Genomic DNA, 14,298 nt, shown 5'->3' with positions numbered 1-14,298 from the left:
CAACGACGTATCAAGAGCTGTATTCGCTGCAGCACAACTCACAGTTGCTCGCGGCAGGCGCGGTACAGATCCTTCCAGTCGCTACGCTCCTTGACCACGGTCTCCAGATATTCCTTCCACACCACCGTGTCCTGCACCGGGTCCTTGATCACGGCTCCCAGCAGGCCCGAGGCCACATCGGCCGCGCGCAGCACGCCATCGCCGAAATGGCCGGCCAGCGCCATGCCGCTGTTGATGACCGAGATGGCCTCCGCCGTGGACAGCGTGGAGCTGGGCGACTTCACGCGCACGGTCTTGCCGTCCTCGGTCTGGCCGTGGCGCAACTCGCGGAAGATCTGCACCACGCGGCGCACCTCTTGCAGCGCGGGCGGCTCGGTCGGCAGCTGCAGCGCCCGCCCCTGCTCGGCCACGCGCTTGGTGACGATCTGCACCTCCTCGTCCTGCGAGGCAGGTACAGGCAGCACCACGGTGTTGAAGCGGCGCTTCAGTGCGCTCGACAACTCGTTGACGCCCTTGTCGCGGTTATTGGCCGTGGCAATGACCGAAAAGCCCTGCACGGCCAGGAACTCCATGGACAGCTCCGGCACGGGCAGCGTCTTTTCGGACAGCACGGTGATCAGCGTGTCCTGCACATCGGCGGGAATACGTGTGAGCTCCTCGATGCGCGCGATCTTGCCCAGCTTCATGGCGTTGACCAGCGGGCTGGGAATCAGCGCTTTCTCGGACGGGCCATGGGCCAGCAACTGGGCATAGTTCCAGCCATAGCGCAGCTGCTCCTCGCTGGTGCCGGCCGTGCCCTGGATCAGCATGGTCGAATCGCCGCTCACGGCCGCCGACAGATGCTCGGAGACCCAGGACTTGGCCGTGCCGGGCACGCCGTACAGCAGCAAGGCTCGGTCGGTGGCCAGCGTGGAAACGGCAATCTCCATCAGGCGCGGATTGCCGATGTACTTGGGGCTGAGCTCAAACCCGTTGCTGAGCTTGCCACCCATCAGATACTGGAGCACGGCCCAGGGCGAGAGCTTCCAGTTGGGCGGGCGCGGACGGTCGTCCACCTTCTGCAGGGCATCGAGTTCTTCGGCAAATTGCACCTCGGCGTGCTGACGTAGTACTTGGCTCATGATGACTTTCGGGTTGAATGCAGAAAAATTCGAAGGCTTAGGCGCCCAGTGCGGCATGCAGGGCCAGGCGCAGATCGACGATACGGTTGAGTTGCTCGAGCACGCGCTCGTCATCCCAGGGGCGCAGACGGGCGCGCTCCAGCCGCGCCTGCTGTTCGGGCGTCAGGGTGCTTTGCGCAGCCACTGCGGCGACCTCTTCGGTCGCATCGGCCACCTTGGATACCAGCTTTTTCCAGAGCCCGGTCAGCCCTGACGGGGCTGCTGCCTCGGGCTGCGGCACGGCAAGTTCCTCAGCCTGTGGAGGCTGACGCCAGAGCCGCACAAAGCGCGGCAGAACGGCCGGATGCAGGCGGCGCGCGCAGGCCAGCACGGCCTGATCGGCCTGCCAGCTATGCCAGCTGCCTGTGGCCTGCTTGCCGCCCAGCGCCTTGTCCAGTGCGTCCATCAAGGGCTCAGACATGGATTGAGAAAACACGCCAACCACGGGCATGCTGCTCTCGATGGTGTTGATGCGGTCCACCAGGCTGCCCTTGGCCTGCTGCAACTGCGTCTGCCACAGCGCCTCGCGCTCCTGCTGGCTCAGCCGGTCCAGCAGGGCCGACAGCAACGCCTGGGCTCGTGAATCGCGCTCCATGGTCTGCAGCAGCGCAATCCAGCGCACATCGGGCTGATCGCGCAGGGCCGCCAGCCAGCCCTGGCGCAAAGCGGTCTTCCAGTCGCTGCGGCGGCTCCAGTCCCAGAGCTGCTCGGGCGTCATCTCCAGGGTCTGCAGCCAGAAATCGAGGGGCGCAAGCTCCACCATCTGCTGCAGCCACCAGGCTTTCATGCCCTTGATATAGGCTGGCGGCTGCAGCGCAATGCCGTCGCGCTCCCAGTCCTTGCTGCCCTCCTCGGGCGGCTCGATCTGCCACTCGCCCTTGGCATTGCGGCTCAGCATGGACTGCAGCCAGCCCGTGATGCGCAGGCTGTGCGCGCTTTGCGGCAGACGCGACAGCAGACGGGCCGCGTTCTCGCGCACCTCCTTGCTGCGATCGGTCAGCAGCTTTTCCAGCAGCGGCTCGTCCGCCATGGACAGTCCCACGCCCAGGGCCAGCACCATGGGCGCACGCTCCTTGGCATTGAGCTCCTTCAAGCTGGCTTCCAGTCTGGCGCGCGCCTGGTCGGCACCGGTCTCACGTTCGCTGTGCAGCAGCGCCACGCGCTGCTCGATGGAGCCCTCCTGCCAGATCAGCTCGGCATTGGCCGTCTCCTGCACGCCGCTGGCATAGCTCCATTGCGGGTTGAGCCCGGCCAGCCAGCGGCCTCGCTCCCCCAGCACCGGCGTCAGCCAGGTGCGCAGCTCCACAGAGCGGCGGCCTTCGTTCAAAGCTTCGACCAGGAGCGCATAAGGCAAGCGCTGTCCAGCCTGATCGAGGGCATGAAACATGGGAGCCAGCATGTTCTCGGGCCCATGCTGCAGCACATCACGCATCAGGCCATGCAAGCGCTCATCCTCGGGCCCGCGGCGAGACTCGTCGGCAGGCAATGCCGGGAAGCTCAAAGGTGCGCCGAGCCGAACCTGCGCACCGGGTTGCCAGCCCGCCCGCTCCAAGACGGCGGCGACGGCGCTGGCCCTCAGCAACTGTGCAGCCGTTGATGCAGCCGGCTGCTGCCAGGCGGCTTGCATGGCCTGAAAACCGGGGCTGGCTGCGGAATCGACCTGTGCGGTCAACACCGCAGGCACGGCCAGCCTGTCCGCGCCGACCAGACTGGACTGCTGCAGCGCAGCCCATAAATTGGCGCTGCTCATCGCATCTCTCCTTGGTTCTGCCAGATGGGGGACAAGGCCTGGCTGTCAGCAGCCTGCTGCCAGGCACTGAGCAAGCGCCAGCGCCCCAGTTGCGGCCCGGACTCCCACTCGCCAAACAGGGCCAGAGGTGTGCCGCCGCTCAGCGCCAGCAGCCGCCAGGCTTCGTCATCGGCAATCACCGCAGGCACCGGCGCCGGCTGGCTCTGTCCTGTGGGCCAGCCCACCAGCCATTGCCCCTCTACATACAGCAGCTGGGCATTCGCACACCACAGCGGCTGCACCGGCTGCAGCGCATTGGCGGCAATGCGCTCGCCCAGTTTCAGCAACGGTTCGCCCAAAGCCTTGACCGTCAGGGCTGCATCATCGCAGCTGTCAAGTGCTTCAACCCCATTGGCGGCGACCGCCCGCAGGCTCGCCCTGCCAGGGTAGAAGCTCAAGGCTGTACGGTAAGTGCCGCCGCTAACCCAGGCCGTCTCGAACCCGCGCCCGCCCTGGGCATAGTCCAGCATCAGTGCCGTGCGGCCGGTATTGAGGCCCTGCAACCAGACGCGACGCTCCAGCAGGCGCCCCTCGCGCTCGATCAGGCGCTGACCCAGCACCCGCCAATCGTCGCTGATGGTCTCGCCACGGGCCTGTACTTCGGCCTTGTCCATGGGCCAGCCCAGGGCAGCCATGACGTCGGCCTTCACCTCGGGGCTCAGCGAGTCACGCCGCTGCACCGCGTCCACCAGCAGCTGCCAATGGCCAAGCTGCACCAGCAGGTCACGCGGCCAGGTCGGGTGGCTGTCCACCAGCTCCCAGGCTTCCCTGATACGCGCTGCCATGCCCGTGGCCTGGGCATCCACCATGCGTGCCGCCATGGTGTTCCAGTGCTGGCGCGTCTGGCTGTCGCCGGCCTGATTGGCCAGGCCGGTGCGCACCATGTCCTGCATCCATAGCGACAGTTCCTGCATGCCACCAGCAACCTTGTCCCAGCGCTTGTCCTCGCGCTTGGCCTGCTGTCTGGCCAGAGCCTCCTGATCCGCAACTGGCGCAGCGGCAATGGCGGCCGCCTTGGCCTCTTTCTGCTCGGCTTTTTGCAGACGACCACCCAGCCAGTTGCTGACCCATTCCGGGGGCTCGCCGCCCTCCGGCACCTGGCCGCCTGCGCGCAGCAGCATCAGCGCCAGCCCGTGCTTGCAGGGGAACTTGCGGCTGGGGCAGGAGCACTTGAAGGCCGGCCCGCTCAGATCGACCTGAGTCTGATACGGCTTGCTGCCGCTGCCCTGGCATTCCCCCCAGACCGCAGCATCATTGCAGCCTGTGTTCGGCCATTTGCTCAGGGACTGCAGTCCCTTGGCCGCCTTGGATGACGCAGCATCCGGCGACAGTGCCAAAACTTCCGCTTCCGTTGCTAATACACGCGACACCAATGTCTCCCGTCCCGAATCGACGCAATATCTTGATAGTTCGAGGCGCTTACACACCAAGGGCGAGTGCGAGACTACCCTCGGAAAACCTCGTCCGCACTTTGCTGAAACGGTGCTTTCAGCGCGGCAAAACTGTGGTTTGACAGACCGCGCAAACCGTTGCGCGCAATGCGTCAGCCTATCATCGCCATGGCGCTGTGCCGATGAAAACGTGCAAAAAATCAGATCATCAAGAAGCCGGGTGACATGCATCAACCGGCCTCCCCGCCAAGCTACGGCGCTGCTGTTCCCGGCAATCATTCAATCCGCCGACGCTGCTGCAGATGCAAGTACCGACTCCGCAGCAGCCAAGCCATGACATGCTTGCTACTTTTGCTTACCAATAGTATTTGACGCTCAGATTGGCCTCGCGGTCGACACCGCGGAAGATGCCCGCGAAATAGGTCTTGTTGAACAGGTTGTTGATGTTCAGCGCAATGCGGTATCTGGGCGTGTCGTAGGCCACGGCCAGGTCGGCCACGGTGACCGCGTCGTTGAAGTTCAGACGGCCATCCGATGCCACGTTGTAGGGCGAACGACCTTTGTAGCGCACACCGCCGGCCAGCATCAGACCGGGGAAAGCGCGCGGGCGGTAGTCCAGCCAGATGCTGGCCGCATGGCGCGTGGTCTGCAGGGTCTGGCGTCCCACTTCGGCGGCGCGGGTGCTTTGCGTGGTCCGAGGGTCCAGCCAGGTGTAGCTCAACAGGCTGCTGAGTTCTCGCGTCAGGCCGATGCGCGCTTCCAGCTCCAGGCCGGTGGAGCGCACTTCGCCGGTCTGGATGCTGAAGCGCGGATGGGCCGGGTCCTGCGTGATCACATTGCTCTGGCGCAGATCGAAGACCGAAGCGGTGATCAGCGTGCTGCTGCCTGCGGGCTGGTACTTCACGCCCACCTCGTACTGCTTGCCGCGACGCGGGACAAACGCGCTGCCGTCATAAGCCAGGCCGGTGGTCGGATCGAACGAGGTGGCATAGCTCGCATAGGGTGCCCAGCCGCTTTCGAACTGGTAGAGCAGGCCGGCGCTGCCCGTTGTGTCGCTATCGCTGATACGCGGCTGCGTGATGCTGTTCTGCGTGGTGCGGGCCGTATCGTGGCGCAGACTCAGATTGGCAATCCAGCGCCCGTACTGCAGCTGGTTGAGCGTGTAGATGCCGGTCTGGCGCAGGTTGGAGTGGCTGTCCTCCAGCTCGGGCATGGCGATGGACTGGCCGTATAGCGGGGCATTCAGATCCAGATCGGGTACATCCCAGCCAAAACCCAGGCCGCCACGTTCCCTGTACCGCGTATGGTCCAGACCGAAAGCCAGGCGGTGCTGCAACTCACCCCAGCGCAAGTCTTTCTGCACGCGGCTGTCCATGGCCAGAGTCTTGCCCTTGGTGCGCTGGGCCAGATTGGCGCGCGAGATGCTGTGGCCGTCGGCCAGCACGTCCATGGCATAGATGTGACGGTAGTCGATATCGATGGTGGAATAGCGCAGGTTCTGCGAGAGCTGCCAGCCGCTGTCCATCAGGTGTCCGAACTCATAGCCTATCGACTTGGTGTTGCGGTCGAAACGGTCAAATGCCGGATCACCAGCGGTCAGCCTGGATGACAGGTTCTTGATCTGGGGGTAGGTGAACAGACTGGGCCACCAGGACTTGGGCGTGCCCCGCTCGCGTGAGTAGCTTCCGAGCAGAGTCAGATGCGTCTGGGCGGACAGGTTCCAGCGCAGCGAAGGAGCGATGGAGATGCGGTCGTCACGCGAACCCACGGTACGACTATTGCTGTCGCGCCCCTTGAGGTTGAGCCGATAAAGCACATCACCGCTTTCACTCAGGGCGCCGCCCAGGTCGGCCGTCAGCTGGGCACGCTGGTATCGGCCGTAGGAGATGCCGACGCTGTTGACATGATCGGCTTCGGGCTTCTTGGACACCACATTGATCACGCCGCCGGGCCGCCCCTGCCCAAAGAGCACCGAGGCCGGTCCCTTGATGACCTCGATGCTCTCGAGTTCGTCGATCTCATCATTCCACGACCCGTAGGTGCCGGCCGAAAACTGGCGCAGCCCGTCCTTGTAGTAGGAGCTGCCGTCGCTGAATCCCCGAATGATGGCACCCGTCATGCGCAGGTCGGCTCCCGTCACCTCCGTGGTGACGCCGGCCGTATACGACAGTGCCTGCTCGATGCTCTTGGGCGCCTGGTTCTTGATCTGTTCCTGGCTCACGATGGAGACGGAACGCGGTGTTTCCATCAGCGTGCTGCCCAGCTTGGTGGCCATCGGGCGGTCGTTGGCCGCATAGCCGCTCATGGCCGCATCGTATTTCGAGGTCACGGTCACTTCGGACAACGCCGCTGCACCGTCCGATACAGGCTGCCCCATCTTGCGCAGCAGCAAGGCACCTTGCGGCGAACGCTGAGCCACCAGACCGGTGCCGGCGAGCAGGCGATTGAGGGCCTGCTGCGCCGTGGCACGCTCGTGCAAGCCAGGGCTGCTCAAGCCCTGGACCTGGTCCTGCGTGAACGACAGCAACAGGCCTGATTCACGACCAAAGCGATTCAGCACCTCATCCAGTGAGCCTGAGGGAATGCGATAGTCACGAACCTCATCGTTACCGGCCTCGGCTGCAACTCCTGCAGACACGCCGCTCTGGGCGATGGCCAGGGACGGCATGCCCGTCCATGCTGCAGCAGCCAGAGTGCATGCCAGCAGGCGGACGGCACGAGCCGAGGCCGTGGGAGCCAGTCCTGCGCCCTCTGAGGCGCCTGAAACACAGGACAAGGAAGCAAAAGATACCAGGGAAGTCGGCGTAGTAAAGGCCATGGAGATCAAGGGCCGCAGCCCCAAGAAGCAAGGAATACACAACCCGTTCCGGCAACGAAACAGATCAGCCCGGGCGATGCGAAACCGCCCTCTTCCTGCATGTCCCGCGAAGCGGGAAAACAGACCACGTTGGAACCAAAAAATTTGAAAGACCAGGGGTCAGGCTCCGGCCCTCATTGAATGCTCCAGGCAGTGAAATAACAAAATAAATAGCACATACCGCCTGTTCTGTGTAGATTTCAATACCTTTTCAATCTGAAATGCAGGCATATAAAGCGGAATGCGCTATTTATTTTGAAAAGGCATGAATCCGTGCAAGCCAGCCTCGGCAACCAGCCTAAAGTGCCCCCATGGGGCCGATGGCCAGCTCCTGCCCTCCCCACCAGCGGCGCATGGAGCGCACTTGCAGCTGCAGCAAGGTGCCCAGAGTGGCCATGATGCGCGGCACGTCATCCAGGGGGTAGGTACCGGAGACTTTGAGACCCGCTACCGCAGGATGGCAAACCAGGGAAACAGTGGTGGCGGGCTGCAGTGCCTGCAGCACGGCATCCAGGCGCATATTGCGCGCCACCAGCATGCCGTCAATCCAGGCCGACTGCTCCTCGTATGCCGGCACGGCAGCAGCCACTCCTTGCATATCGAGCCAGGCCTGCTGCCCGGCCGGCAGCACGCGCTCTTGCTGCGGCTGCAGCCGTGGCCGCAGCCGCACCGCCCCTTCATAGACGGCGACCAGACTGCGCTGTCCTTCGGCGACATTCACGGTAAAGCGGGTACCCAGAGGCCACATCTCGCCCGCCTCGGTCTGCACGACCAGAGGCCTTGCTGGCTGCTGCGAATCTGCTGCAGTCACCACATGGATATCACCTGCCCGCAGCAGCAACCGCCGCTCGGTAGCGCCAAAGGCAATATCCAGCGCGCTGCCACCGTTCAGCACCAGTCGCGTGCCGTCTGGCAGGGTCAAACGGCGGCGCTCACCACGCGCCGTACGCACATCGGCGACCCAATTGCGCCAAGGCAGGTGTGCCTCCATCTGCCAGGCCGCGCCACCGCCAAGCACCAGCAGCAGCAGGGCCTGCACCGCACGACGTCGATCCCCGCCACGCCTGGATACCAGCGCGGAGCGCGCCAGCGCCGCAAGCGGCGTGTCACCCAGACCTTGCAGGCGCTGCTGCACAGCCTGGATGCGCTGCCAGGCCTGCTCGTGCAAGGGGTCCTGAGCACGCCAGGCATGCCACTGCGACTGCAGCAGGGCGCTGTCCGGCTCCTCCTGCAACTGAAGCCACCACTCGACGGCCTGCCTGGCCAGGTCTGCTGGGACGTCTGGCGCCGTTGCCGGCAAGCCTTGTGCAGAGATCTCCGTTTCGGCAGAGGAAAGCCGCTGCTCATTCATGCGGCTACCGCCGCAAAGCAGCGCATGCCGGCCTGCATCAGGTAGCGCTTGACCGTGGTGATCGAGATCCCCAGTTCCTGGGCAATCTCGGCCTGCTTCATGCCGTCGAGCTGGGACAGCAGAAAAGCCTGGCGTACCGGCACAGCAAGGCCATCAAGCATGCGATCGATTTCGTCCAGCGCTTCGAGCAGCAAAGCCCGCTCCTCGGGGGATGGCGCCAGAACCGGCGGCAACTGAGCCAATGCCTCGAGATAGGCGCGCTCCAGTTGCTGGCGACGGTAATGATTGGCGAGCACGCGCTGCGCCACCGTGGTCAGGAAGGCCTTGGGCTCGCGAGCCGATACCGGCTCCTGACGCGCCAGCAAGCGCAGGAACGTGTCATGCGCCAGATCGCCCGCCTGATGCACGTCGCCGAGTCTTCTTCGCAGCCAGCCGTGCAACCAGCCGTGGTGCTCGGTATAGAGACGGGCAACCTCCTGGTGCAGGGGACTGGTGCTAGTTGGCATGGCGGGTTTCAGCTCTCTTTCGAGATTCCTTGGAAGGACTCAATCAATAGTGATTATCATTTAGATTGTATCCAGATGCAGGCCCTGCCAGCGCTCATACCGGGCAGCGCCTCGGCGCCACGCAGGAGCCCGCCCGAACTTCCATGAAAAAAGGCTCTGCAGAATGCAGAGCCTTTTGATTGCACTAGCAGTGCCAGGGAATCAGCCCAGCCACTTGCGGGCGTTGCGCCAGACGCGCATCCAGGGGCTGAATTCGGACTTGTCGCCCGAGGTCCAGCTCATCTGCACGTTGCGGAACACGCGCTCGGGGTGAGGCATCATCGCGGTGAAACGCCCATCGGCGGTCGTCACTGCGGTCAGGCCACCAGCCGAGCCGTTGGGGTTGAACGGATACTGCTCGGTAGGCTGGCCGTGGTTGTCCACATAGCGCATGGACTTGACCACCTGCTGGGCATTGCCACGGAACTGGAAGTTGGCAAAGCCCTCGCCGTGCGCCACCGCGATGGGCAGACGGGAGCCGGCCATGCCTTGCAGGAACAGGCTGGGCGACTCCAGCACTTCCACCATGCTCAAACGCGCCTCGAAGCGGTTGCTCTGGTTCTGCGTGAAGCGCGGCCAATCCTGCGCACCGGGGATGATGTCGGCCAGCTCGGCGAACATCTGGCAGCCGTTGCAAACGCCCAGGCCGAAGGTGTCGCTGCGACCGAAGAAGGCCTGGAACTGCTCGGACAGACGGTCGTTGAAGGTGATGGAGCGCGCCCAGCCAATGCCCGCACCCAGGGTATCGCCATAGCTGAAGCCGCCGCAGGCCACCACACCGGCGAAGTCCTTGAGCTGCGCACGGCCGGACTGCAGGTCGCTCATGTGCACGTCCACCGCATCAAAGCCGGCTTCGGTGAAGGCGTAGGCCATTTCCACATGGGAGTTCACGCCCTGCTCGCGCAGCACCGCCACGCGAGGCTTGGCAGCCACGTTGATGAAGGGCGCTGCCACGTTCTCCTTGGGGTCGAACGTCAGATGCACATGCATGCCGGGGTCGGTGGGTTCGCCCGCCGCCGCATGCTCGCTGTCGGCGCACACGGGGTTGTCGCGTTGCTGGGTGATCTTCCAGCTCACGGCATCCCAGACCTGGTGCAGATCGGACAGGGTTGCGCCGAACACCTTGTTCGCATCGCGCCACACCTGCAGCTCGCCCTTGCCAGCGTCCACAGGGGACGAGGCAGGACGGGTCTTGCCGATGACATGGCTGCACTGGATCAGGCCATGTTCGCGCAGCACCTGCAGCACTTGGGCACGGTCTTGCGTCCTGATCTGCAGCACGGCGCCCAGCTCTTCATTGAACAGCGCGCGCAAGGTCAGGTCTTCGCGACGGCCGGAGACCTGCTTGCCCCAGTTCTTGCCTTCACCGCTGTCCATGCGGCTGTCGGAGATGCCATCACCTTCGGTGATCAGCATGTCCACATTCAGGGCCACACCCACATGGCCGGCAAAGGCCATTTCGGCGGCCGTGGCCAGCAGGCCGCCGTCGCCCCTGTCGTGGTAGGCCAGGATCAGTCCCTTGGCGCGCAGTGCATTCACTGCATCCACCATGGCGATCAGATCCTTGGGTTCGTCCAGGTCCGGCACTTCGTTGCCCGACTGATTGAGCACCTGACCGATGATGGAGCCGCCCATGCGCATCTTGCCGCGGCCCAGGTCGATCAGCACCAGGGTGCTGTCTTCCACCTCGGCGTTGAGCTGGGGCGTGAGCGTGGTGCGCACATCGTCGATAGCGGCAAAGCCGGTGATGATCAGGCTCACGGGCGAGGTGACCTTCTTGGTCTGGCCGTTCTCGCTCCACTGGGTGCGCATGGACAGGGAGTCCTTGCCCACGGGAATCGAGATGTTCAGCGCGGGGCACAGTTCCATGCCCACGGCCTTGACGGTGGCGTACAGCGCAGCGTCTTCACCGGCTTCGCCGCAGGCGGCCATCCAGTTGGCCGACATCTTCACCTTGGACAGCTCGATGGGCGCAGCCAGCATATTGGTGATGGCTTCGGCCACGGCCATGCGGCCCGAGGCGGGCGCATTGATGGCGGCCAGCGGTGTGCGCTCGCCCATGGCCATGGCTTCACCCTTGAAGCCCTTGTAGTCAGCCAGGGTCACGGCCACGTCGGCCACAGGCACCTGCCAGGGACCGACCATCTGGTCACGATGCGTCAGGCCACCGACGGCGCGGTCGCCGATGGTGATCAGGAAGCGCTTGGAAGCCACCGTGGGGTGGGCCAGCACTTCGATCACGGCCTTTTCCAGCGGCACGCCGGTCAGGTCCATGGCGGGCAGCTCGCGCTCCACGCTGGCCACGTCCTTGTGCACCTTGGGCGGCTTGCCCAGCAGCACGTTCATGGGCATGTCCACGGGGAACTTCTGATCGCCGGACTCGACCGCCGTGTCCTCCAGCACCAGTTGGCGCTCTTCGGTGGCCGTGCCGATGACGGCAAACGGACAGCGCTCGCGCTCGCAGAAGGCCGTGAACTGCTCCAGCGATTCGGGAGCGATGGCCAGCACATAGCGCTCCTGCGATTCGTTGGACCAGATTTCCTTGGGCGACAGGCCGGACTCTTCGAGCTTGACGGCACGCAGGTCAAAGCGTGCACCGCGCCCGGCATCGTTGGTCAGCTCGGGGAAGGCATTGGAGATACCGCCGGCACCTACGTCGTGGATGGCCAGGATGGGGTTCTCGGCGCCCTGCTGCCAGCAATGGTTGATGACTTCCTGCGCACGGCGCTCGATCTCGGGATTGCCACGCTGCACCGAGTCAAAGTCCAGTTCCGCGGCATTGGTGCCCGAAGCCATGGAGCTTGCCGCACCGCCGCCCATGCCGATGCGCATGCCGGGGCCGCCCAGCTGGATCAGCAGCGTGCCCGCCGGGAACTCGATCTTCTTGGTCAGCTCGGAATCGATCACGCCCAGGCCGCCGGCGATCATGATGGGCTTGTGGTAGCCACGGGTGATGTCGCCGACCTGCAGCTCGTACTCGCGGAAATAGCCGGTCAGATTGGGACGACCGAACTCGTTGTTGAACGCCGCACCGCCCAGAGGGCCTTCGATCATGATCTGCAGCGGGCTGGCGATGTGCTCGGGCTTGCCCACTTCGCTGCCCCAGAGCTTGGAGACGGTGAAGCCGGTCAGGCCGGCCTTGGGCTTGGAGCCACGGCCGGTTGCGCCTTCGTCACGGATTTCGCCGCCGTTGCCGGTCGATGCGCCGGGGAAGGGCGAAATCGCCGTGGGGTGGTTATGTGTTTCCACCTTCATCAGCACATGGTTGGTAGCCGCCTGCTTCTGATAGCTGGGCGCGCTGATTGCGTCTGCCTTGGCATCGAACTTGGCGACAAATCGCTCGACCTCATGGCCTTCCATGATGGAAGCGTTGTCGGCATAGGCCACCACGGTGTGCTGGGGCGAGCAGGCTTCGGTATTGCGGATCATGCCGAACAGCGACTTTTCCTGCTCCACGCCATCGATGGTGAACTTGGCGTTGAAGATCTTGTGGCGGCAGTGTTCGGAGTTGGCCTGCGCAAACATCATCAGCTCCACGTCCGTGGGATTGCGCTTGAGGTCGTTGAAAGCGTTGACCAGGTACTCGATCTCGTCTTCAGCCAGGGCCAGTCCCCATTGCTTGTTCGCGGTTTCCAGCGCTGCGCGGCCACCGCCCAGCACATCCACAAACTCCATGGGCTGTGCCGCCAGGGTAGTGAACAGTTGCTCGGCCTCTGCGCGTGTCGCAAACACGGACTCGGTCATGCGGTCGTGCAGCAAAGCGGCGATCTGAGCGGTCTGCTCTGTCGACAGCTCGGGCTTGCCGCCCAGCAGGCCGGACTTCATGTCCACGCGATACTCGGTCATGCGTTCCACACGGAACACATTCAGGCCGCAGTTGCGGGCGATATCGGTGGCCTTGGAAGCCCAGGGCGAGATGGTGCCCAGACGGGGGGTGACGATGAAGGCCAGGCCTTCAGTGCTGCCCTTGTAGGGATCTCCATAAGTCAAGAGCGCCGAAAGGCGCTCTTGCAATGCGGGCGCAACTGCGCCCTCGGTGGCAACCAGGTGCACAAAGCGTGCAGATACGCCGGTGATCTTGGGGTGGATGGCGACCAGATCGGTCAGAAGCTGTTGGGCGCGGAACGAGCTCAGGGCGTTTCCACCCTCAAACTGTGTCAGATGCAATGTCACGTGGCGGCCTGTTTATGTGAAGGCTGTTGAAAAGCGTCCTGGCCAATCCTCTGCCTGAGAGGACCGGGCCAAAGCGCTGAATTCGGTGAGCCTCGGATTTTACCGTGCCTCGGGGTTAGTCCGAATGCTCACACCCACAAGCCCTGCATGTTCAAGCGCGCAATGGGATAATTGCGGCCATGAGCATCACACTGAAGACTCCCGAAGACATCGAGCGCATGCGCGTTGCAGGCCGCTTTGCTTCGGATGTGCTGGACTACATCACCCCCCACATCAAGCCCGGCATCACCACCCAGCAGATCGACGATCTGTGTGCCAAGCGCATGGCCGAGCAAGGCACCAAGACGGCCTGCCTGGGCTATCAGCCCCCGGGCATGACGCCCTACCCGGCCTATGTCTGCACCTCTGTCAACCATGTGGTGTGCCACGGCATCCCCAACGACAAGCCTTTGAAGAAGGGCGACATCGTCAATGTCGACGTGACCATCATCACCGAAGACGGCTGGTTCGGCGACAACAGCCGCATGTTCATCATTGGCGAAGGCACGATTGCCGCCAAGCGCCTGTCCAGGCTCACGTTCGAAGCCATGTGGAAGGGCATCGCCCAGGTCAGGCCCGGTGCCACGTTGGGCGATATCGGCCACGCCATCCAGACCTACGCGGAGAGCAACAACCTGTCCGTGGTGCGTGAGTACTGCGGCCACGGCATCGGCAAGGTGTTCCACGACGAGCCCCAGGTGCTGCACTATGGCCGCCCCGGCGAAGGCGTGGTGCTGGAAGAAGGCATGGTCTTCACCATCGAGCCCATGCTGAATCTGGGCAAGCGCGACATCAAGGCCATGCCCGACGGCTGGACCGTCGTCACCAAGGACCGCAGCCTGACTGCCCAATGGGAGTTGATGCTGGCCGTCACCAAGACCGGCTATGACGTGCTGACCTGGTCCGATGGCTCGCCCACCCCGCCCGACTTCATCACGGCCATCCGCACCTGAGCGCGCTGCTGCCGCTGACCTGCATGCCGCATCCGGCCAA

At 64.0% G+C, this 14,298-nt stretch carries 8 protein-coding genes; 1 reads left to right on the top strand and 7 read right to left on the bottom strand.

The window, feature by feature from the left end:
• Positions 1–38: 38 nt before the first annotated feature.
• From FSY59_RS03325 to purL, 7 genes are all read right to left on the bottom strand, one after another.
• Complete coding sequence (locus FSY59_RS03325; protein WP_148728450.1) at positions 39–1,121, bottom strand: AAA family ATPase; 1,083 nt, start codon at positions 1,119–1,121, stop codon at positions 39–41.
• Between the two features lie 37 nt (positions 1,122–1,158).
• The gene (locus tag FSY59_RS03320; RefSeq protein WP_003056504.1) at positions 1,159–2,910 is read right to left on the bottom strand and encodes a DUF5691 domain-containing protein; all 1,752 of its coding nucleotides are present in this window, start codon (positions 2,908–2,910) and stop codon (positions 1,159–1,161) included.
• Positions 2,907–4,286 (bottom strand): SWIM zinc finger family protein, encoded by a 1,380-nt coding sequence (locus FSY59_RS03315; RefSeq protein ID WP_080553903.1) that lies wholly within the window; start codon positions 4,284–4,286, stop codon positions 2,907–2,909. Before FSY59_RS03315 ends, FSY59_RS03320 begins: the two co-directional genes overlap by 4 nt.
• A 409-nt stretch (positions 4,287–4,695) precedes the next feature.
• Positions 4,696–7,008: a TonB-dependent siderophore receptor gene (locus tag FSY59_RS03310; protein WP_003056509.1), complete on the bottom strand. Its 2,313-nt coding sequence runs from the start codon at positions 7,006–7,008 to the stop codon at positions 4,696–4,698.
• Between the two features lie 487 nt (positions 7,009–7,495).
• The gene (locus FSY59_RS03305; RefSeq protein WP_003056512.1) at positions 7,496–8,548 is read right to left on the bottom strand and encodes a FecR domain-containing protein; all 1,053 of its coding nucleotides are present in this window, start codon (positions 8,546–8,548) and stop codon (positions 7,496–7,498) included.
• On the bottom strand, positions 8,545–9,054 hold the full coding sequence (locus tag FSY59_RS03300) for a sigma-70 family RNA polymerase sigma factor (RefSeq protein WP_003056515.1): 510 nt from the start codon (positions 9,052–9,054) through the stop codon (positions 8,545–8,547). The genes FSY59_RS03305 and FSY59_RS03300 overlap by 4 nt, the downstream gene beginning before the upstream one ends.
• Before the next feature lie 201 nt (positions 9,055–9,255).
• Entirely contained in the window at positions 9,256–13,266 is a 4,011-nt protein-coding gene (gene purL / locus FSY59_RS03295; protein ID WP_148728449.1) for a phosphoribosylformylglycinamidine synthase, read from the bottom strand.
• Positions 13,267–13,445: 179 nt separating this feature from the next.
• Between purL and map the strand changes: the two genes are divergently transcribed.
• On the top strand, positions 13,446–14,258 hold the full coding sequence (map, locus tag FSY59_RS03290) for a type I methionyl aminopeptidase (protein WP_003056520.1): 813 nt from the start codon (positions 13,446–13,448) through the stop codon (positions 14,256–14,258).
• The last annotated feature ends 40 nt before the right edge of the window (positions 14,259–14,298 follow it).

This window comes from Comamonas sp. Z3 (assembly GCF_008121565.1).
GTDB classification, from domain to species: domain Bacteria; phylum Pseudomonadota; class Gammaproteobacteria; order Burkholderiales; family Burkholderiaceae_C; genus Comamonas; species Comamonas brasiliensis.
This window is presented reverse-complemented; position numbering and strand designations above follow the sequence as displayed.

Coding starts and splice junctions, on each gene's coding strand:
- FSY59_RS03325 (WP_148728450.1), bottom strand. CDS start 1,121: ATGAGCCAAGTACTACGTCAGCACGCCGAGGTGCAATTTGCCGAAGAA.
- FSY59_RS03320 (WP_003056504.1), bottom strand. CDS start 2,910: ATGAGCAGCGCCAATTTATGGGCTGCGCTGCAGCAGTCCAGTCTGGTC.
- FSY59_RS03310 (WP_003056509.1), bottom strand. CDS start 7,008: ATGCCGTCCCTGGCCATCGCCCAGAGCGGCGTGTCTGCAGGAGTTGCA.
- FSY59_RS03305 (WP_003056512.1), bottom strand. CDS start 8,548: ATGAATGAGCAGCGGCTTTCCTCTGCCGAAACGGAGATCTCTGCACAA.
- FSY59_RS03300 (WP_003056515.1), bottom strand. CDS start 9,054: ATGCCAACTAGCACCAGTCCCCTGCACCAGGAGGTTGCCCGTCTCTAT.
- map (WP_003056520.1), top strand. CDS start 13,446: ATGAGCATCACACTGAAGACTCCCGAAGACATCGAGCGCATGCGCGTT.